Below are 20,945 nucleotides of genomic sequence, written 5' to 3'. Positions count from 1 at the left end.
GGGCTTTTGATTCTGACCGTGACGATGCTGCTGGTAGTGCGGGTCAAAGCTCCAGCAATACCCCCAGCTCCACCACCCTGTTGGCCGGAATATGGAAGAAATCGGTCGCCTTGAGGGAGTTGCGATTCATCCAGACAAACAGCCCCTCACGCCAGCGGGCCATACCCGGAATATCTGTGCTGACCAGATTCTCGTGGGAGAGGAAGAAGGAGGTTTGACTCATGGCGACTTTGAGATCGTGCTGGGCACAGGCTTGAAAGATCTCCTCCATGTCGGGGGTCTCTTTGTAGCCAAAATGGGCGACCACTTGCCAGAAACCCTCCCCGAGCTGCTTGGGTTGAACCCGTTCGCTAAAGGCGAGCCAGGGTTCATCCTTGATGCGAACGGTGAGGAAAATGATCCGTTCATGCAGGATCTTGTTGTGTTTGAGGTTATGCAGCATGGCGTGGGGCACTACCTGTTCGGAGCGCGACAAGAACACGGCGGTGCCCGGCACCCGCAGCGGCGGGTGCTCAAGCATGTTGTCGACAAAGCGGGTCAGGGCAAACGACTTGTTCTCCAGCTTGTCGAGCACCAGCTCGCGTCCCCGCTTCCAGGTGGTCATCACCAGAATGGCGAGCAGGGCAAACAGAATGGGGAGCCAGCCGCCCGCCAGCAACTTGGTGCTGTTGGCGGCAAAGAAGGTGGCGTCGACCAGCAGCAGCGGGGCGCACACCAGCGCAATCAGCCAGCGTGGCCACTTCCAGCGCGTGGCGGCCACCACCATCAGCAGCAAGGTGGTGAGCACCATGGTACCGGTGACGGCGATACCGTAGGCGGCGGCCAGATTGCTGGAGGTCTGGAACCAGAGGATCACGATGACAATCCCCGCCAGCAGCAACCAGTTCACCAGCGGTAGGTAGATCTGGCCAATCTCCCGTTCGGAGGTATGGCGGATCTCCTGACGGGGCAGATAGCCGAGCAGGATGGCCTGACGCACTACCGAGTAGGTGCCGGAGATAACCGCTTGCGAGGCGATCACGGTCGCCATGGTGGCCAGCACCAGCAGGGGCAGGGTGAGCCAGGAGGGAGCGAGCAGGTAGAAGGGGTTCTCGACGGCGGCGGGATTGCGCAGCAGCAGCGCACCCTGACCGAAGTAGTTGAGCAGCAGGGCCGGCATCACCAGCGAGCCCCACGCCAGCCGGATGGCACCGCGGCCAAAGTGGCCCATGTCGGCATAGAGCGCTTCCGTGCCCGTCACGCAGAGCACCACAGCGCCCAGGGTAATGAAGGCAACACCTGGTCGCTCGACAATAAAATCAAAGGCGTAGAGCGGATTGATGGCCTGCAGAATGACCGGGTTCTGGATGACTTCGAGCGCCCCCAGCAGGGCCAGCACGCCAAACCAGAGCAGCATGATGGGGCCAAACAGCTTGCCTATGCCCGCCGTACCGTAATGCTGGGCACCAAAGAGGATCACCAGCACGATCAGCGTCACGGGGAGCACGAAGGGGGCGAGATCCGGGGCGATCACCCCAAGCCCCTCCACGGCAGAGAGCACCGAAATGGCGGGAGTGATCACTGCATCCCCGGCAAAAAGTCCCACCCCGACAAGGCCAAGCAGCATGGCGATGGCTCGGGCGCGGGGTGAGAGGCGGCGCGATGCCAACGAGGCGAGGGTCAGCACGCCCCCTTCACCCTTGTCGTCGGCACTTAGCACCAGCAGCACATATTTGAACGAGACCACCACCATGATGGTCCAGAAGAAGAGGGAGATGAGGGAGAGAACCTCCTGCGGGCCCGGCTGCAAGCCGATGTGACCGGCAAAGCACTCCTTGAGGGCATAGAGCGGGCTGGTGCCCAGATCGCCGTAGACGACCCCGAGCGCTGCCAGCGTGATCGCCGCCCGCCCTTGGTGAAGCTGTCGACTCATTATGAAATTCCATTTCAATTCAGCGTGTTAGTCATGATACGCAAGAGTCGGATGCAAAGGAACAGGATTGTCTTACCGGCATTCTCCCTCAGGGGATGGGGTTATTTTGCAGAGAGACAGATTGTAAAATGATTGATGCTAGCAGCACATTTCAAGTGATATCCATGCCATTGTCACTTTCAGAATTCGGAGAAAACTGGCGCAATCGTTTCATATGGATTCGGTTGGTCGCTAGTGCTGAAGCCATATATGGTTTGTCTGGTATAAATACATTAGTATCCACGGTCACAGCCTGTTGTCATCGACAAGTTTTTAGGAAAGACGGTGCCATCAAGGCCGGCTCTCATACCGCAGGAATATTCCCTGCATTTCATTTCCGGGTCGAGTATCAAGATACTGCCAGCCCGATTAACTATGCGTAACGAACATGCTTTATCTAGCTCATCTGTATCCGATGAGGGTATATATTGGTATTCATTTCCAACAAGTTTGGCTATGCCGTTAATATCACAAATATGCCCATTTGTATTAAATGTCAATATGGAGAAAGATATGGTCTTATTGTCTTTCTCTTCAATTGATATGCAATTTTTAGCATCAATCAAGTAATATCCTTCCTTTGTCGAGTTGCTTATTATTGGTACTGAATGCGAGAGATAATGCGTACCAATCATTGTTGTATCGGCAGGGATGCTCTTTTCCCAATTTTTCAGTGTTTCCAGTCTGACTCGATAGTTTTTGATTAGACAGTCAGCAGATGAGCACTCTTTCTTAATCTGTTTCAGCCAAGCTCGTTGTGATTTTTTTATAATATCATTATCTTCGCTCTTTTTGAGTGACAGCAGATATATTTTGGCAAGTTCTTCATCTAGTTGACTCAACTCAGGCGTCATACATATCAACTTTTCATTTGATGTTTTTGCTTTCTTACAATCAAAACTGGCCGCATGAGATAAATAGGGTGAGATAATGAATGATGCTGCGATAAACAGATTTATGATTGATTTGTTACGTGACATTTCAACTCCGTACTGGGGTTTTAAAAACAAATTACAATGTTGATTTGTTGCTAGATTATGGCGCTGAGGTAACCCCTTATGAAAACAAGCTTCAGCTATTTGTGCGGTTGGTTCGTAACCACGACATATGGGAGTAATCATACGGAGCTCATGATGTTTTGCACCACTAATTTTTCACCTGTGCAACAAATGGCCTGTATGTTGTCTCATAGGTATGACAATGGCGAAAATGGTTGCTGTTTTAGAGGGACTGCTGCAATGGCAAAACCGTGCCCGAATAGGAAATATGTGCCGTGCGAGGCGCGATTCGAACAAGAAAAAATGCTCAAAAAACAAGCTTTTTAACGTTCGTGTTGGTGGGATAGGCAGGGGAAGGGGCTCCATTCTGACCGCTTGGGGAGGAGCGTTTGGCAAACGGGCAGGTTGCATAAAACACCACTTTGCCAACTCTTTTGCCCCGAAATGGCGGTTTTCGTACTGATAATCTTGGTTTTTTGGCGTTTTGGCCTCCTAAATGAGGGCTACGCCATAAAAAATTCAAAAAACTTCTTTACCAGTGACCAATCCGTGAGTAAACTTCGTCGGCAATATTTTACACCCCCACTTCCTCAACGGTGAGATATTGCCATGCTCAGGATTGCCAAAGAAGCGTTAACCTTCGACGATGTACTGTTGGTTCCCGCCCACTCCGAAGTTCTTCCCAATACTGCCGATCTGCGTACCAAGCTGACCTCCGCCATCAGCTTGAACATCCCGATGATTTCCGCCGCCATGGACACAGTGACCGAAGCCCGTCTGGCTATCGCACTGGCCCAGGAAGGCGGTATCGGCTTTATCCACAAGAACATGTCCATCGAGCAGCAGGCTGCCGAAGTGCGCAAGGTCAAGAAGTACGAGAGCGGCGTGGTCACTGACCCCGTCACCGTGCGCCCTGACATGACCATCGCCCAAATCAAGGAGCTGAGCCACAAGAACGGCTTCGCCGGTTACCCCGTGGTGACTGACGGCAATCAGCTGGTCGGTATCATCACCGGCCGTGACGTGCGCTTCGTGATTGACCTCTCCCAGACCGTTGAACAGATCATGACCCAGAAAGATCGTCTGGTCACCGTGCGTGAAGGGGCCCCTCGTGAAGAGGTGGTTGCCCTGATGCAAAAGCACCGTATCGAAAAAGTGCTGGTGGTGAACGCCGACTTCAAACTCAAGGGCATGATCACCGTTAAAGATTTCCAGAAAGCCGAGCGCAAGCCCCACGCCTGTAAAGATGACAAGGGTCGTTTGCGGGTTGGTGCTGCGGTTGGTGCCGGTGCCGGCAACGAAGAGCGCGTCGCCGCGCTGGTGGAAGCCGGTGTTGACGTGTTGCTGATCGACTCCTCCCACGGCCACTCCCAGGGCGTGCTGGATCGCATCAAGGCCACTCGCGACGCCTATCCGGATCTTCAGATCATCGGTGGCAACGTGGCAACTGCCGCAGGTGCCAAGGCGCTGGTCGCCGCCGGTGTCAACGCTGTCAAGGTCGGTATCGGCCCGGGCTCCATCTGCACTACCCGTATCGTCACCGGTGTCGGTGTCCCCCAGATCACCGCTATCTCCGACGCCGTTGACGCGCTGGAAGGTACCGGTGTACCGGTTATCGCCGACGGCGGCATCCGCTTCTCCGGCGACATCGCCAAGGCCATCGCCGCTGGCGCCAGCTGCGTCATGGTGGGTTCCATGTTCGCCGGTACTGAAGAAGCGCCGGGCGAGATCGAGCTCTATCAGGGTCGCTCCTTCAAATCCTACCGTGGCATGGGCTCTCTGGGCGCCATGTCCAAGGGCTCCAGCGATCGCTACTTCCAGACCGACAACGCCGCTGACAAGCTGGTGCCGGAAGGCATCGAAGGTCGCGTGCCGTACAAGGGCCGCCTCAAAGAGATCATCCACCAGCAGATGGGCGGCCTGCGCTCCTCCATGGGATTGACCGGCAGCGCCACCATCGACGACATGCGCACCAAGGCAGAGTTCGTGCGCATCTCCGGCGCCGGGATGAAAGAGTCCCACGTCCACGATGTGACCATTACCAAAGAAGCCCCCAACTATCGGATGGGCTGATACAAGACGGGGCTGCGGCCCCGTTTTGACACCGTTTTTATCCCCATGCTTTTTGTTACAACATCAGCCTGATGCAGGAATAAAATGACTAAAGACATTCACCAGCACCGTATCCTTATCCTCGACTTCGGTTCCCAGTACACCCAGCTGATTGCCCGCCGTGTGCGCGAGATCGGTGTTTACTGCGAACTGTGGGCCTGGGATGTGACCGAAGAGCAGATCCGCGAATTCAACCCCAACGGCATCATCCTCTCCGGCGGTCCGGAGTCCGTGACCGAAGCGGGTAGCCCGCGCGCCCCCGAGTACGTGTTCAACGCCGGTGTGCCGGTGTTCGGCATCTGCTACGGCATGCAGACCATGGCCGAGCAGCTGGGTGGCAAGGTGCAATCCTCCACCGAGCGTGAATTCGGTTACGCCAAGGTCGAAGTGCTGGGCGAATCCGGCAAGACCAGCGCCCTGCTGCGCAACATCGAAGATGCCATCGCCGACAACGGCAATGCCCTGCTGGATGTCTGGATGAGCCACGGTGACAAGGTCACTGCTATCCCGGCTGACTTCACCACCATCGCCAGCACCCCGACCTGCCCCCACGCGGCCATGGCCAATGAAGCCAAGCGCTTCTACGGCGTGCAGTTCCACCCGGAAGTGACCCACACCCGTCAGGGTGCCCGCATGCTGGAGCACTTCGTTAAAGACATCTGTGGCTGCGAGTGCCTCTGGACGCCAGCCACCATCATCGACGACGCCGTTGCCCGCATCCGCGAGCAGGTGGGTGACGACGAAGTGATCCTCGGTCTCTCCGGCGGTGTCGACTCCTCCGTAGTCGCCATGCTGGTGCATCGCGCCATCGGCGATCGCCTCACCTGCGTCTTCGTGGACAACGGTCTGCTGCGTCTGAACGAAGGCGAGCAGGTGATGGAGATGTTTGGTGACCACTTCGGTCTCAACATCATCAAGGTTGAAGCTGAAGAGCGATTCCTCTCTGCTCTGGCGGGTGAAGATGAGCCGGAAGCCAAGCGCAAGATCATCGGCCGTGTCTTCGTTGAAGTGTTCGACGACGAAGCCAAGAAGCTGAAAAATGCTCGCTGGTTGGCCCAAGGCACCATCTATCCGGATGTGATCGAATCTGCTGCCAGCAAGACCGGCAAAGCCCACGTTATCAAGTCTCACCATAACGTCGGCGGCCTGCCGGAAGAGATGAAAATGGGTCTGGTCGAGCCGCTGCGCGAGCTGTTCAAAGACGAAGTGCGCCGCGTCGGCCTCGAGCTGGGTCTGCCTTACGACATGCTCTACCGTCACCCGTTCCCGGGCCCGGGTCTGGGCGTGCGCGTCCTTGGCGAAGTGAAGAAAGAGTACTGCGATATTCTGCGCCGCGCCGATGCAGTCTTTATCGAAGAGCTGCGCAAAGCTGACCTCTACAACCAGGTCAGCCAGGCGTTCGCCGTGTTCCTGCCGGTGCGCTCCGTTGGCGTCATGGGCGATGGCCGCAAATATGACTGGGTGATTGCCCTGCGCGCCGTTGAAACCATCGACTTTATGACCGCCCACTGGGCTCACTTGCCGTACGACTTCCTCGGTCACGTATCGAACCGCATCATCAACGAGATCAACGGTATCTCCCGCGTGGTGTACGACGTCTCCGGCAAGCCGCCCGCAACCATCGAATGGGAATAAGCGGCGCGCGCCCTTCTGCCCATCGAGCATAAAAATGCAAAAAAGACGCCCTTGCGGCGTCTTTTCTTTTTCCAATCGTTTGCGCCGCAATTTTCTGCCCGCTAGCAGCTTTGCTCGGGCTCGCCCCTGTCACATCTAACAGGAGGCGATTTCTGGCATCGGCACTAGGCTCTTTCATGCCCATTGCGACCGGCCCCTGATGATTGAGCGCCAGCAAACCTTATCAGGCAAGGCGGGCGGCAACAGGGGCGCGATGCGGCAAAGGGGAGCCAGCATGCCAACCGGCAGCGACTCCCGGTGGAGACCGGAAACCACTTGAATCAACGGGGCGCAGCCCGATCGGCCAAACGAGTCGGGATCATAGAGCACGGAGAGTTTGATATGTCAGAACAAGCAGTGTTGGTAGGTGGATGGACCGCATATCACAAGCTGACCACCGAAGATCAGGCAGTGTTCAACCAGGCGATGAAAGGATTTGTCGGGGTACAGTACACCCCCTTTGAAGTCTCCACCCAGGTGGTGGCTGGCACCAACTACCGCTTCAAGTGCAAGAGCACTGTGCCGCTCGCCCAGCCGATCCATGGCGAAGCCGTGGTGCAGATCTTCCAGTCTCTGGATGGCTCGGCCCATATCACCTCCATCACCCCGATCTGATTGGGTTGCGGGGCAAGGCGAGGAGGGGGAATAGCATCCAACCTGTTTGCTCCTAATCCTGAAAATAAGAAAGACGCCTTAGGGCGTCTTTTCTTTATCTATGCTCCGGCGCTGCTGATATGTGGCCAGTATTTGTACTTATTGATTGATTTGTTGATCTTGCTCAGGAAACTATCATCATCCTCTTTTGCTTATCTGCCTTGCTCACTAGGATATCCGTCTGGATATGGCCTATTTGCAGTCACCAATAAATCAGACCAGAGACATCGCGTTGATCAAAAGCAGCAAACCAGATGCTGTCTGGCGGTAGCTTGGAGCGATGCAAGCGCATCATGGTACTGACTTGTAGTTTGGTGGAGCTTTGCCATGGTTGACTCATAAACTGTTTTTTATACAGTGGTAATGTAATGATTTAAAATGATTTTTTTGAGGTGGTTATGAAGATAAAGCGGAGTTATACGGAAGGCTTTGCTATTGGATTAGTACCGCCTTCCATCTCATCACTGCTAATACTCTAAGGTGAGTTTGTGAAGTCAGTAGATAAATGTCCTATATGTTCAAATTTTCGTGATTTACCTAGTCACTTATATGAGTTGGCTGAGTTTTGTAGATTCTTAGATAATAGAAATGAATATGAAAGGCATGATGTTAAACGCATGGTGGAAACTAAGGTCATTAGTGACTGGTTGAAGCTAGCGGCAGAATTGGAAGTCGTGAAAATTAATTCATGGAAGTTTGGTGATGATAACGCAGCTATGTATTGTCGCCCAATTGCAGATGAATATGACTCTAACTCAAAGCACTATACAGCATATTCTACAGCACTTACTCGCTTCATTTTTGTGTCAAATGCACTAGAAGAATTATATAGATTTGTTGATGGTTATTATTTATTGATTCCATCTATAGCTAAGCTGGATGAACGCAAAAAGTTAAGAGATGCTAGTTTACGAGCTACGGTGCTTGTTGATGAGCTTAAAAGCTCAGAGTTGCCATTGAACTTCGAACACTCAATATCAAATCTAACGGCTACATTTGATTACTATCAGTCCATATTCAAACCATCTTTATCGGGTATGAAAGGAGCAAAGGTTACTGACCATAGTTATGGTTTACACCTAGTTAGGAATTTACGAAATTATGTAGCACATGGCATTTTCCCAATTTTGGATAACCCTGAGTACTGGAGTGGAACTGAAATCAGTAGAAATAAACTCATTTCATTATTATTTCATGCTTGTAGGGCCTCAAGTCTGTACATTCAAGCCTTGTTGTTTAAATATAATGCTGGTTTCTTGCTAGACGATTATGCTCAAGTTGCATCAATGAGCTGGGAAGATGGTTATGAGGAATATTTCGTTAAAAATTGCACTATTGATTTGGCTTTAAATCTTCATACAAAGGTTCAGTTTACCTTTGAAAACCCATTCGGCTACAAGTGCTAACAAACGCTTCAAGAGGGACAGCCAACAAGTGGCATTTTATCATGCGGTGGCTTGTGTGATTACATTGTTATGCGGTAAGTACCGTAGGGTGCAATGAAATTGCACCTCTACTTTTGTTCCTCATACCTTGCACAAAAGCCGCTCGGCAAACGGTGCAATGCGCAGCGCTTATTGCACCCTACGTCTCTTCGTCAATTCGCTGGGGTGGTGTTGCTGAGCGCTGAGCCTTGCCAAAGCAACAAAAGGGGCGATCTGCGCCCCGAATTCTTTATAATGCCCCCCTTTAAAATCGCCGGACCCGGGTTCGGCGCGCGCTGATGGTCGCTGTGCCATCAGGAAGATCATCAGGATTGAGAAACGGTTATGCATACTCTGGAACAGCTGCGCGCGGGTGAACTGTGCGGTGCCCGCCATCTGAAGCTCTCTGAAAATCTGACGGAGTTCCCCAGCGAGATTTTGAGCCTGAAAGAGACGCTGGAGGTGCTGGATCTCACCGGCAACCAGCTGAGCGCACTCCCTGACGAGCTGGCCGGGTTTGGCAAACTGCGCATCATCTTCTGCTCCGAGAACCGCTTTACCGAGCTGCCCGAGGTGCTGGGGCGCTGTCCGGCGCTGACCATGGTGGGCTTTAAGACCAACCAGATTGCCACCGTCTCGGCCAAGGCGCTGCCCGCCGGTTTGCGCTGGCTGATCCTGACCGATAACGCAATTGAGCGGCTGCCCGATGAGCTGGGCCAGTGCGACGCCCTGCAAAAGCTGATGCTGGCGGGTAACCGCCTGCGCGAGTTGCCGGCCAGCCTTGCCAATTGCCGCAAGCTGGAGCTGCTGCGTATCGCCGCCAACCGCATCGAACGCTTCCCCGAGTGGCTGCTCGCGCTGCCGCGCCTTGCCTGGCTTGCCTACTCCGGCAACCCCTTTAGCGAGGGGGCGGAGGCGCGCGCCATCAGCGATGAGCAGGTTGCCAGCTTGCCGTGGCAGCGCCTGGCGATCGGCGAGCTGCTGGGGCAGGGGGCCTCTGGCGTTATCCATCGCGCGGCTATGCGCAGTGAGCCGCTGATGGCCGAGCGGATAGCCGATGAGTCGAGCGAGGGCATTGGCACGAGTGAGGTGGCGGTCAAGATCTTCAAGGGGGCGGTGACCAGTGATGGCTTGCCCCAGTGCGAGATGGCGGCGTCGCTGGCGGCAGGTGCTCACCCCAACCTGATCCCCGTGCTGGGGCGGGTGGCCGATCACCCCTCAGGCATGCCGGCGCTGGTGATGGCGCTGATCGACCCGGCCTTTGCCAATCTGGCGGGGCCGCCGAGTCTGGCCTCCTGCACCCGCGATGTTTATGACGAAGGGCTGCGCTTTACCCTGGCCGAGGCGCTGACGTTGGCCCAAGGGATTGCCTCGGTGGCGGGCCATCTGCACCAGGCCGGCATCATGCACGGGGATCTCTACGGCCACAATATTCTGTTTACCCGCGGGCCCTCTGCCCACGCCCTGCTCGGTGATTTTGGCGCCGCTTCCCTCTATGACCTGCATGATCGCGAGCTGGCGCAGGGGCTGGAGCGACTGGAGGTGCGCGCCTTTGGTTGCCTGCTGGAGGAGCTGCTGGCACGCTGCGATGGCGATGGCGATGGCGATGGCGATGGCGATGGCGATGTTGATGACGCGCAGCTTGCCGTTTTGCACCAGCTCACGGCGGCCTGCCTCTCTGAACTTCATGGCGAGCGGCCCGCTTTTGCCAAGATCGGCCGTCAGCTCGCGGCGGCGCGCAGCACGCTGTTGTGATCTTGCGGGCCTCTTTGGCCCTCTTCGGCCCGTTAAATTCTCCTCTTTTGCTCATCAATCATCACCAACCCATGCCGTTTTGGCATGGGTTTAAGCCCCTGTTTGCCTGCGGGAGAGGTCAGAGTACCCCGCTGGCCATCTCGGGGGATGCGGTGAGGAGCCGCCCGATAAAAAGGGTGGGCAGAGGGTTGCGTGGTGCCGGTTAAGTTGTGATATTGAGGCATCTTTTAGTAAGCACTCTTTAGTAAGCAATGGGGAATCATGATGGAAGCTGCGTTTTGGCATCAGCGTTGGGAAGAGAACCGAATTGGCTTTCATCAGGCAGATTTCAACCGCTGGCTGCAATCCTGGTGGTCGGCGCAGAAGCCGGACGAGCCGGTGCTGGTGCCCCTGTGCGGCAAGTCCCGCGACATGCTCTGGCTCAGTGGTCAGGGCCATCCGGTCGATGGCTTCGAGCTCTCCTCCGTCGCCATCGCCAGCTTTTTCAGTGAAAACAATCTGAAGGCGGCGGTGAGCGAGGTGGGCCCCTATCAGCGCCATCAGGTCGAGAGCTTGCGCATCTTCGAGGGGGATTTCTTCGCCGCGCCCGAGCTCGGTCGCCGCTATCGGCTGGTCTATGACCGGGCGGCACTGATCGCCCTGCCAACCGCGATGCGCCGCCAGTATGCGGCGCTGATGAGCCGGTTGGTGGAGGAGGGGGGCCAGATCTTGCTGGTGACCCTTGAATATCAGCCGGAGCAGCAGAGCCAGCCGCCCTTCTCGGTGGGCGAGATGGAGGTGCGGGCGCTGTTTGAACGGGATTTTCGGGTCGAGGTGCTGGGGCGGGCCGCCGAGGTGGATCACCCGCGGGTGCTCTCCGGTCAGCTCTCCTATTTCGATGAAGTGGCCTATCGCCTGATCCGCCGCGCCTGACGGGCGGCCGGTGGGCTGCAAAGAGTGATCCGGCAGGGCAAATGAGTCGTCAGGTGGACTCTTCGCTACCTCCTTTGACGTAGATCAACGTGGTTTTCGGGGGGAGTGCCTAAGATGTGGCTGTTTCTCAATCACTGTTGGCATTGTACGGCGAGTTCAAGGGGTTTCCTGCTTGCCTGTCATCAACTCAGTGTCTGATTTTCACGCTCATGTTCACTTTTGGCGGCTTTGTCGCAATTGTTATGGTTTTTCCAGCCGACCCTCGTGGGTCGGCTTTTTATTGGCTGCGATTTGCCGTGGGAAGGAAAAACGGGGAGATGCGAGGCCTGATCAGGCCTCGAAGGTGGCGGCATTGAGCCGGAATGCGCGTGGATCATCGATAAACTGGCCGGTGATCCGCTCCTCGTGCTCGTGGCCCTGCCCGTAGCTGCAGAGGATCAGCCGATCGGAGGTGCGTGAACGCAGCTGGGTGATAAAGCGCACCAGATCGGCGCGCGTCAGCTTGCCCACCTCCTCGCAGACCCGTTCCCGTTGATCGAACCCCAAGTCCTTGTTGCCGATGCTGACCCACAGCCGCTGGCCGCGGCTGCGCAAATTGGCGTCGCGCTCGCTGAGCTGGGCCTGCAGCCCGGCCTTGCTCTCCTGCCACTGCTGCTCGGTAAATTCGAGCATGGCGAGGGGGAAAAGGTCGATAAACTCCTCCACCGCATCGAGCAGATGCTGGGGCCCCGCCACCGGCGACTGGATATAAAAGATGAGACCCGGGTGGCGATTGAGGGGCAGGTTGCCAGCCCCCACCACATAACCGAGCTGCTGGCGGGTACGCAGCTCGTGGAAGAAGGTGGAGGACATGATGTGGTTGGCCAGGGTAAAGCAGGCGAGATCCCGCGCCCGGGTGGTGCGGGACTGGTAGTAGACCAGTAGCGCCGAATCTTCGTGCTCGCAGCCCTGCTCGCGAATAAGGGTGCCCCTGTCCTGAATCGAGATGAGCGGGCGGCGGGTCTCGGCGCTCGGCCGGCTGGTGTTGCCGTTGATGTCGCTCAGGTGGCGCTCCATCAGCGCCGCCAGCTCCAGCGCCTCGGCCGCAGTCCAGTCGCCGTGTACCAGCGTCTCGATATGCACCTCGGCAAAGAGGCTCGCCACGAAGTCAGGCATCTCGGAGAGCTCGACGGTGCGCAGGTGACGCAGCAGCTGCTCGAACGGCGGGTTGTTGGGTTGCAGCAAACTGGTGAGCTGATTGAACAGCTGGGAGATGGGGCGCGCCTTGGACTGGTTGTCCCAGTTGCGGATGAGCGCCTCCTTGATCTCGCTAAAGCGGCCCGGGTCGGGATAACCCAGGGTGCGATTGCCGAGGATCATGTCGAGCAGCAGCGGCTGCTTGTCGGCAAAGCCGCTCAGGTTGATGGTAAAGCCCCCCTGATGGGCATAGATCTGGTAGCCAAGCCCCGCCAGCTCCGCCGGATAGGTGAGGGCATTGAGGTGGTCGGCCAAAAGCTCCACCGCGAGGCGCGCCATGGCGATGTGGCGCGGGCTTTTGACCGCGTGTTCGCTGTCGATGGAGATATAGAGATTGCCCTTGGGCACGCTAAAGAGGTGCTCGTGGAGGTGCCAGAGGCGAAAGCCGGGGCGATCGATAAGGCAGGAAGGCATCTCGGCGGCGATCTCCGGCGTGCGCGGATCGAGCCGGCTGCTGATAAAGGGGTTGGGCTTGGGCAGCGCCAGCGCCTTGTCCGGTTCGCTCTGCTGCCAGCGGATCTTCTCCGCCTCGGTGATGGTCGCCACGCTGTAGGGGGTCTGATACCAGCGGGCCAGCCGGTCGGTGGTCACCTCCGGCGCCGTGATGGTCATGCGCAGGTTGTGCGGGGTGAGTTTAGCGAGGAAGCGACGGATCAGCGCCTCGTCATACTCCCGCATCATGTAGTCGCCGTACAGCAGATCCTCTGGCTGGTAGCTAAAGAGGTTGAGCACCAGCCCCGAGACCGTATCGAGCGGGCGGCCGCGCTCCTGAAAACGGAACGCCGATTCAAGCACGGTGCGCTTCTCGTCGTAGCGCCAGGCCTCCAGCCCTGCCCGGTCGATAAGTTTGAGGTAGCCAAACAGGAAGGCAACGATCTCGTCCACATGTTCGAGACCGAGCGGGGTGAGGCCGAAGTTGACGCCAAAATCCTTGAAGTTGGCGCCACTGATGCCGCCGCCTGCCGAGAGCTGGTTGACCCAGCCTTTCGCTTTAAGTAGTGAGAGCAGGCTGCCATCCCCTTCGTAGCCGATAAGGTGGCTCAGGAAGGTGAGGGGCTTTTTGTCATAAAAGGCGTCCACATTGGGTAGCGGGAAGGTGAGCGCCAGTTTGCGGGTCTCTTTCACCGGCTTGATCTGGATGCGGATGCCGAGGTCGTCGAGCCGGTAGAGTGGCATATCGAGAGTCGGCGTTCCCAAATTGCGATTCAAAATGGGAGCGAAATAGCGACAGCACCACTGCAGCTGGGTGTCGATATCGGCGGGCGACATCATCACCAGCGCCATGCGATCCGCGCTGTAGTGGCTCTCGTAGAAGTTGATGAGGTCGGAGCGCAGATCCCGTCCCGGCAGATCGGCCAGGGTATCGAGGTTGCCGACCGAAAACTTGGCAAAGGGGTGAGCGGGATTGACCGTCTCCTTGTGGACCTGATAGCTGCGGCGCACATCATCCTGCAACTTGAGGCGGTATTCGGAGTCGACCGCGTTGCGCTCCTTGTCGACCCACTCCGGATCGAACGTGGGGCAGATGAAGAACTGGGCAAACCGGTCGAGACCCGCCTCGAAGAAGCCGTTGTCGATCTCGAAAAAGAAGTTGGTGAATTCGGTGCCGGTCCAGGCGTTGTTGCTGCCGCCATGACGGCTCATAAATTGCTGGTATTCACCTGGCTTGGGGTAGGTAGCGGTACCGAGAAAGAGCATGTGTTCGAGAAAGTGAGCCATCCCCTGCCGGTCGGCCGGATCGTCAAAATGGCCGGTATTGACCGCCAGAGAAGCGGCGGATTTGTCGGTATCGGGATCGCAAATCAACAAGACCCTGAGCCGGTTTGCCAGCGCCAGATAGTGGTATTGCCGATGGTCATTGGGACTGGCATATGGGCTCATTGGTGGGCGACTCACGTTGGATTTATTTGAATTTAAACATGATTATCGACCCCGCTATCCGGTGAGGCAAACCCTTTTCTGAGAGGTAGCGCAATTGTTTCAACATCCGTGGCGGGGTAAGATCCCCCGGCTATCAAAACAGGCCCGTTGGGCGAGGTTGTAATGAAGATCTATATCATGCGTCATGGCCAAGCTGGCATGAATGCGAAAACTGATGAACAGCGTCCATTGACCGAGCAGGGCATTGAAGAGTCCCTTCTGATGGCCCGCTGGTTGGCGCCTCAGCTGACCGGTCGTATCGATCGGGTGATCCACAGCAACTATCTGCGCGCCCGCCAAACCTGGCAGACCATATGCAAGGAATTACCCGACGCCGTTGTGGTGGAGGAGAGCGGTGATATTACCCCTTATGGTGATCCCGCCTTTGTCTCCAGCTACCTGACCGCACTGGCAGAACAGCATCAGCAGATCATGCTGGTCAGCCATCTGCCGCTGGTGGGATATCTGGTGCAGAGCCTCTGTCCGGCAGCCGGAGCGCCCATGTTTGCCACCTCGGGCATTGCCTGCATCGAGTGGCACAATGGCAAAGGTTCCTTGCTCTGGCTCGAAGGGCCGCATACAATAGGCTAAAAGTTAATAAAAAGTTATATATTGAATTTTTTGGGAAGAGATGGGCGAGTTTTCCGGATTTTTATGATTATTTTACGGAATTAATTCGCAGAAGCTGCTGTCATACGGATACAACTGCAAGAGGTTGCAAACGATGAGAGTGTTCAAGAAGTACCTGCCACTGATGGTGGCAAAACACGTCAAAACCTTCTTCAAAGGTCGGATCTATATCCATGGTCGGGGGCGGTTTGATTTTCAGTCCGGTTTGTTGCTCATGCCGAGCCAGGCGGACATTCCCCACCGTCAGACAGTCACCGAGGTCAATGAGCTGATCTCCAGACTGCACATGGATGCGGCGTGATAATCTTCTGAGCGTGTTTCTGCACGGATATGCCCGCGTTATGCGGGCATATTTGTTTTTGTCGATCCGGTTTTCTCTCTCGTGTCCGCCTCGATGGCAGCTTTGTTTCTCGCCCGTTGCCCCCTATACTGCCTCGCTCAATTCTCGTTCGGGATGCCGGAGCCGTTGATGCCCCTTGCCTTTCTGTTCCCTCTCTCCTGTATTGCCATCTGGGCTGGCAATGGCGTCGTCAGCAAACTGGCGGTGGGAGTTCTCTCGCCCGCCGCGTTCGCCTGGTCCCGCTGGGTGGTGGCTGCGCTGGTATTGACCCCTTTTCTGGCTCGCCGGGTATGGCGCGAGCGGGCCCGTCTGCGTGCCGGTATCTGGCAGATCACCGCGCTGGCGCTGCTTGGCATGGTGCTCAACCAGACCTTTGGCTATTACGCGGCGCAAACCATGGGCGCCACCGAGATGGGGCTGATGATGGGGTTGACGCCGTTGCTCACCGTGTTATTCAGCATCTGGTTGCTGCGTGAACGTCCTACCTGGGGCGCCATCCTGGGGGCACTGCTCTCCATTATGGGACTGGCCATTTTGCTGGGGCAGGGGGATCCGACCCGGCTCTTTACCCATGGCATCCAGATTGGCTCGGTCTACATGCTGCTCTCGGCCGGCACCTATGCGCTCTACAGCGTACTGCTCAAGAAGTGGGATCTGGGGCTCGACAACTGGTCGCTGCTCTACAGTCAGGTGCTCTGCAGCGTGGTGCTGCTGACCCCCTTCTATCTGCTGGTGGATGGTCAACTGCCCGAGGCGCGCGCGCTCTGGCTCATCTTCTATGCGGGGATCCCCGCATCGGCGCTCTGCCCCTGGCTCTGGATGCAGGGGATCACCCTGATCGGTGCCAACCGCACCGCCATCTTCATGAACCTGTTGCCGGTGATGACGGCAGGGCTCGCCATCTCACTGCTCGGGGAGCGGCTGACCAGCTATCACCTGATTGGGGGCTGTCTGACCCTGCTGGGGGTCTTGCTGGCACAGCTGTTGGTGCGTCCGGTGGTATTCAGACGCCGTGCCCGGCAGGAGATGGCCATCTGTCAGGATGAGTGAGATGGTCTATCGCCAGAGCGAAAATGAAAGCGCCTGCAGCAATGCAGGCGCTTTTTTGATCGCGGCTCTTTGTGGCCAGTGTGCGACTTGTGGTCAGCGCTATGGGGCAACCAGATAGAGATCGCGGCTGTAGACGATGTCTTGCGGGTTCTGATAGGGGTAACCCTTGACGAAAGGCTTGAGCAGGCGCGACTTGACGTAGAAGTAGACGGGGGCAATGGGCGCCTCGGCATCGATCAGCGCTTCAGCCTGCTGATAGAGCCAGTTGCGTTCGTCAGCATTCTGCGCATCGTGAGCCTTGGCCAGCAGGGCGTCGTACTCCTTGTTGAACCAGCGGCCGCTGTTGGCGCTGCTGCTGGAGGTCAGGATGTCGAGGAAGGTGGAGGCATCGTTGTAGTCGCCATTCCATGAGTAGCGGCTTACCCCGAAATCCCCCTCGTTGAGGGTGGAGACCATGGTCTTCCACTCCATGTTGTTGAGCTTGGCGGTGACCCCCAGATTGTGTTTCCACATGGAGGAGATGGCCAGCGCGATCTTCCTGTGGCTCTCGTTGGTGTTGTAGAGGATATCCACATCAAGTGGCTTGCCGGGGCCATAACCCGCTTCGGCGAGCAGCGCCTTGGCCTGCTTGATCCGCTCCTCTTTGCTCTGCAGCTGGCTGGCCGGTTTTTTCAGATCAAAGCCGTCCACACTCGGTGGCGTCAGGCTGAAGGCGGGCAGTTGTCCCTGACCCAGGATCTTGTCGGTGATGGTCTCCCGATCGATGGCCAGCGACAGCGCCTTGCGCACCTTCGGGTTGTCGAACGGTTTGCGATGTATGTTGAAGACGTAGTAGTAGGTGGCCAGCATGGGGGCACTGACCAGCTCCTCCGGACTCTGGCTCTTGATGTGCTGGTACTGTTCCAGCGGATAGGTGGTGTAGTGCAACTCGCCGGTGCGGTAGCGGTTGTAGGCGGAGGTCTCCGACACGACCTCCAGATAGATCACTTTGTTCAGCACTGTGTGCCGGTTGTCCCAGTAGTGCTGGTTGCGCTCGGCGGTCAGCCGCTCGTTGGGGGTCCACTCCTTGAGCACAAAGGCGCCGTTGGAGACGATATTGCCGGGCTTGACCCACTCCTTGCCATATTTTTCTATGGTGGCTTTGTGGGCCGGGAAGGTGGTGTAGTGCGCCAGCGTCTTCAGGAAGAAGGGAACCGGGTTTTTCAGGGTCACCTGCAGGGTATGTTCATCCAGCGCTTTGACCCCCAATGCATCGGGGCTTTTCTTGCCCTGAATCACCTCGCTGGCATTGGCGATACCCATCAATTCGATAAACCAGGCGTAGTTGGAGGCGGTCTTGGGATTGGCCGCTCGCTGCCAGCCGTAGACATAGTCGGCGGCAGTGACCGGCTCGCCGTTCGACCACTTGGCCTCCGGCCTCAGTTTGAAGGTGTAGACGGTGCCCGTGGGGTCGAGTTCATAGCTGAGCGCGCCAGCTGGCTGGGTCTTGCCGCTGGCATCCAGCACATAGAGACCTTCGAACAGATCGTTGACGATGGCGCTGCCGGCGCTCTCTTCCACCAGTTGCGGATCTATGGTGGTGGGTTCGGTGCCGATATTGGTGACAAAGGTTTGTTGCTCCGGGGGCAGCAGCTTGGTGCCGGCCGGCACTTCGGCAGCCCAGACGGGCAGGGAGAGCAATCCGGCTACCGTGCCGGCAATGATAGTCTTGTTCATTGATAATCCTTATGTTTTTGCTTCCAACGGAAAACGAGTGTGCGTGATTGGCGTTTGGAACTCAATAGGGGATAGGTCACTCGTATCTAGTGGGCCAGATGAGTGGTGAAAGAGAGGTAAACGTCAGCAAGGTCGCTGTTTGGCGCCGCTTTTTGGCGCAAAATAAGAGTCTGAAAGTTACCGTATGGCCCCCTTTTTATGACCGGGAAGAGTACAAATCAGGTTCAAATCGTCGTTTTATTAGCCCGCTTAATTCGCTGCAAAAACAAAAAACAGACGTTACATTAAGTTACAAAACAACACGGCCGAGGATCGGCTCTTTTTTTGTCGATGCTTGCAAACGTTTTCAATGCCAACGGAAACGATCTTAAAGGACCAAAAATGCGAAACATGATCACCATGGGCGAGTTCATCGTCAAAAAGCAGGCTGATTACCCTACCGCGACCGGCGAACTGACCTCGCTGCTGAGCTCAATCCGCCTTGCCGCCAAGGTGGTGAACCGGGAGATCAACAAGGCCGGGCTGGCCGATATCATCGGCTCCATGGGGGCTGAAAACGTGCAAGGCGAGGTGCAGCAGAAGCTGGACGTCTACGCCAATGAGCGCTTCAAGGCGGCGCTGGAGGCGCGCGGTGAGGTGTGTGGTATGGCCTCGGAAGAGGAAGAAGACTTCGTCGCCTTTGACTCGCCGCTTTCCAAAAACTCCAAATACGTGGTGCTGATAGATCCCCTCGACGGCTCTTCCAATATCGACGTAAACGTCTCGGTCGGGACCATCTTCTCCATCTATCGCCGGGTCAGCCCGCAGGGTTCCCCCGTCACCCTCGAGGATTTTCTGCAGCCGGGCAATCGTCAGGTCGCGGCCGGTTACGTGGTTTACGGCTCCTCTACCATGCTGGTCTATACCACCGGTTTTGGCGTCAACGGTTTTACCTATGACCCCTCCATCGGCTGCTTCTGCCTCTCCCACGAGAACATTCGCATTCCGGAAGAGGGCAAGATCTACTCCATCAACGAGGGCAACTACATCAAGTTCCCGGACGGGGTGAAGAAGTACCTCAAATATTGCCAGGAGCGGGATGAAGCGACCCACAGACCCTACACCTCCCGCTATATCGGCTCCCTGGTTTCCGATTTTCATCGCAACCTGCTCAAGGGCGGCATCTACATCTATCCGTCCGGCACCAACTCGCCGAACGGCAAGCTGCGCCTGCTCTATGAGTGCAACCCGATGGCGTTTCTGGTGGAGCAGGCGGGCGGCAAGGCCTCTGACGGCTTCAACCGCATCATGGATCTCCAGCCCACCGCGCTGCACCAGCGCACCCCCTACTTCGTCGGTTCGACCAAGATGGTGGAGCGGGCAGAGGCCTTCATGCGCGAATTCTCCTCCCACGAGGATCCGGCCAGTCAGGGGTAATCCTTTGATTTATCGCGAGTGAATAAAAAACGGGAGCCCTTGCGGCTCCCGTTTTGTTTTGGCGTTTGCAGCCGTTACTGGCTGTGACTGGCCAGATCCGCCAGCAAGCCATCCACCAGTTTCAGGCGCATGGCGCGATCCTGAGTCGGCACCTGGAAGCGTAGACGGGTCGGCCCGTCCATCTTGTAGATGCGCGGCTGCTCGGAGAGGAGCTTGACCAGATAGGTCGGATTGACCTTGGTCTCCTGGGTGAAGTCCAGATAGCCGCCGCGCTCGCTCATCTCTACCCGGCGAATGCCAAGAGCGGTAGCGCGCTGGCGGAAGGCCGCCAGCTCCAGTAGGGTTTTGGTCGCCTCCGGCAACAGGCCGAAGCGGTCGATCAACTCCACTTTCAGCTCACGCAGCTCCTGCTCGTCCGCTGCGCTCGCAATCCGCTTGTACATGGAGAGGCGCATATTGACGTCCGGGATGTAGTCGTCCGGCAGCAGCGCCGGCAGGCGCAGCTCCACCTCGGTGTGCTGGCTCATCAGTTGCTCGAGCGACGGCTCCTTGCCCGATTTCAGCGCTTCGACCGCCTGCTCCAGCATCTCCATGTAGAGGGTGAAGCCGACCGATTCGATCTGGCCGCTCTGATCGTCGCCGAGCAGTTCGCCCGCGCCACGGATCTCCAGATCGTGGGTCGCCAGCGCAAAGCCGGCACCGAGATCTTCGAGCGAGGCGATCGCCTCCAGCCGTTTGGCTGCATCCTTGGTCATCAGCTTGGGATGGGGGGTGAGCAGATAGGCATAGGCCTGATGGTGGGAGCGGCCAACCCGGCCCCGCAGCTGGTGCAGCTGGGCCAGACCGAGATGATCCGCCCGATCCATGATGATGGTGTTGGCGCTCGGCACGTCGATGCCGGTCTCGATAATGGTGGTGCAGACCAGCAGGTTGAAGCGCTGGTGGTAGAAGTCGGACATGATCCGCTCAAGGTCGCGCTCGCGCATCTGGCCGTGGGCGATACCGATGCGGGCCTCCGGCACCAGCTCCGCCAGATCGGCGGCGCACTTCTCGATGCTCTCTACATCGTTGTGCAGGTAGTAAACTTGACCTCCGCGTTTCAATTCCCGCAGCACAGCCTCGCGCACCACCGCCGGTTCGTGCTGGCGCACGAAGGT

At 57.0% G+C, this 20,945-nt stretch carries 15 protein-coding genes; 10 read left to right on the top strand and 5 right to left on the bottom strand.

Features of this window, described 5'->3' with window-relative positions; translation table 11 throughout:
* Positions 1 to 43: 43 nt before the first annotated feature.
* Both AACS24_RS03360 and AACS24_RS03355 read right to left on the bottom strand, forming a co-directional pair.
* On the bottom strand, positions 44 to 1,930 hold the full coding sequence (locus AACS24_RS03360) for a potassium transporter Kup (RefSeq protein ID WP_108572359.1): 1,887 nt from the start codon (positions 1,928 to 1,930) through the stop codon (positions 44 to 46).
* A 254-nt stretch (positions 1,931 to 2,184) separates the two neighbouring features.
* Entirely contained in the window at positions 2,185 to 3,072 is an 888-nt protein-coding gene (locus AACS24_RS03355; RefSeq protein ID WP_108572358.1) for a lysozyme inhibitor LprI family protein, read from the bottom strand.
* 486 nt (positions 3,073 to 3,558) lie between these two features.
* Between AACS24_RS03355 and guaB the strand changes: the two genes are divergently transcribed.
* The 6 genes from guaB to AACS24_RS03325 all read left to right on the top strand — a co-directional run bounded on the left by guaB (position 3,559) and on the right by AACS24_RS03325 (position 11,480).
* Complete coding sequence (guaB, locus tag AACS24_RS03350; protein ID WP_033115209.1) at positions 3,559 to 5,022, top strand: IMP dehydrogenase; 1,464 nt, start codon at positions 3,559 to 3,561, stop codon at positions 5,020 to 5,022.
* An 84-nt stretch (positions 5,023 to 5,106) separates the two neighbouring features.
* Positions 5,107 to 6,696: a glutamine-hydrolyzing GMP synthase gene (gene guaA / locus AACS24_RS03345; RefSeq protein ID WP_108572357.1), complete on the top strand. Its 1,590-nt coding sequence runs from the start codon at positions 5,107 to 5,109 to the stop codon at positions 6,694 to 6,696.
* A gap of 381 nt (positions 6,697 to 7,077) precedes the next feature.
* Positions 7,078 to 7,350, top strand: coding sequence for a hypothetical protein (locus tag AACS24_RS03340; RefSeq protein ID WP_108572356.1), 273 nt, complete (start codon positions 7,078 to 7,080; stop codon positions 7,348 to 7,350).
* A 527-nt stretch (positions 7,351 to 7,877) separates the two neighbouring features.
* On the top strand, positions 7,878 to 8,795 hold the full coding sequence (locus AACS24_RS03335) for a hypothetical protein (RefSeq protein ID WP_146181453.1): 918 nt from the start codon (positions 7,878 to 7,880) through the stop codon (positions 8,793 to 8,795).
* Between the two features lie 363 nt (positions 8,796 to 9,158).
* Entirely contained in the window at positions 9,159 to 10,568 is a 1,410-nt protein-coding gene (locus AACS24_RS03330) for a leucine-rich repeat-containing protein kinase family protein (RefSeq protein ID WP_108572355.1), read from the top strand.
* 264 nt (positions 10,569 to 10,832) lie between these two features.
* Entirely contained in the window at positions 10,833 to 11,480 is a 648-nt protein-coding gene (locus AACS24_RS03325) for a thiopurine S-methyltransferase (protein ID WP_108572396.1), read from the top strand.
* Between the two features lie 330 nt (positions 11,481 to 11,810).
* On the opposite strand, the gene AACS24_RS03320 is transcribed toward AACS24_RS03325, so the two are convergent.
* Entirely contained in the window at positions 11,811 to 14,597 is a 2,787-nt protein-coding gene (locus AACS24_RS03320; protein WP_108572354.1) for an insulinase family protein, read from the bottom strand.
* 162 nt (positions 14,598 to 14,759) lie between these two features.
* Between AACS24_RS03320 and sixA the strand changes: the two genes are divergently transcribed.
* The 3 genes from sixA (at position 14,760) to AACS24_RS03305 (ending at position 16,656) form a co-directional block, all read left to right on the top strand.
* Positions 14,760 to 15,227: a phosphohistidine phosphatase SixA gene (gene sixA, locus AACS24_RS03315; RefSeq protein WP_108572353.1), complete on the top strand. Its 468-nt coding sequence runs from the start codon at positions 14,760 to 14,762 to the stop codon at positions 15,225 to 15,227.
* A 133-nt stretch (positions 15,228 to 15,360) separates the two neighbouring features.
* Positions 15,361 to 15,567: a DUF1107 domain-containing protein gene (locus tag AACS24_RS03310; RefSeq protein ID WP_026457339.1), complete on the top strand. Its 207-nt coding sequence runs from the start codon at positions 15,361 to 15,363 to the stop codon at positions 15,565 to 15,567.
* A gap of 168 nt (positions 15,568 to 15,735) precedes the next feature.
* Entirely contained in the window at positions 15,736 to 16,656 is a 921-nt protein-coding gene (locus AACS24_RS03305; protein WP_108572352.1) for a DMT family transporter, read from the top strand.
* 99 nt (positions 16,657 to 16,755) lie between these two features.
* Here the strand turns inward: AACS24_RS03305 and AACS24_RS03300 are convergent, their stop codons facing one another.
* Complete coding sequence (locus tag AACS24_RS03300; protein ID WP_108572351.1) at positions 16,756 to 18,372, bottom strand: peptide ABC transporter substrate-binding protein; 1,617 nt, start codon at positions 18,370 to 18,372, stop codon at positions 16,756 to 16,758.
* Positions 18,373 to 18,753: 381 nt separating this feature from the next.
* On the opposite strand from AACS24_RS03300, the gene fbp reads away from it, so the two are divergent.
* Positions 18,754 to 19,788: a class 1 fructose-bisphosphatase gene (gene fbp / locus AACS24_RS03295; protein ID WP_033113133.1), complete on the top strand. Its 1,035-nt coding sequence runs from the start codon at positions 18,754 to 18,756 to the stop codon at positions 19,786 to 19,788.
* Positions 19,789 to 19,862: 74 nt separating this feature from the next.
* Here fbp and AACS24_RS03290 read toward each other — a convergent pair.
* A partial coding sequence (locus AACS24_RS03290) for a TRCF domain-containing protein (RefSeq protein WP_258223079.1) occupies positions 19,863 to 20,945 on the bottom strand: 1,083 nt, incomplete at its 5' end.

It is taken from the genome of Aeromonas sp. HMWF016 (assembly GCF_963878195.1).
In the GTDB taxonomy this organism is placed as follows: domain Bacteria; phylum Pseudomonadota; class Gammaproteobacteria; order Enterobacterales; family Aeromonadaceae; genus Aeromonas; species Aeromonas lacus.
This window is presented reverse-complemented; position numbering and strand designations above follow the sequence as displayed.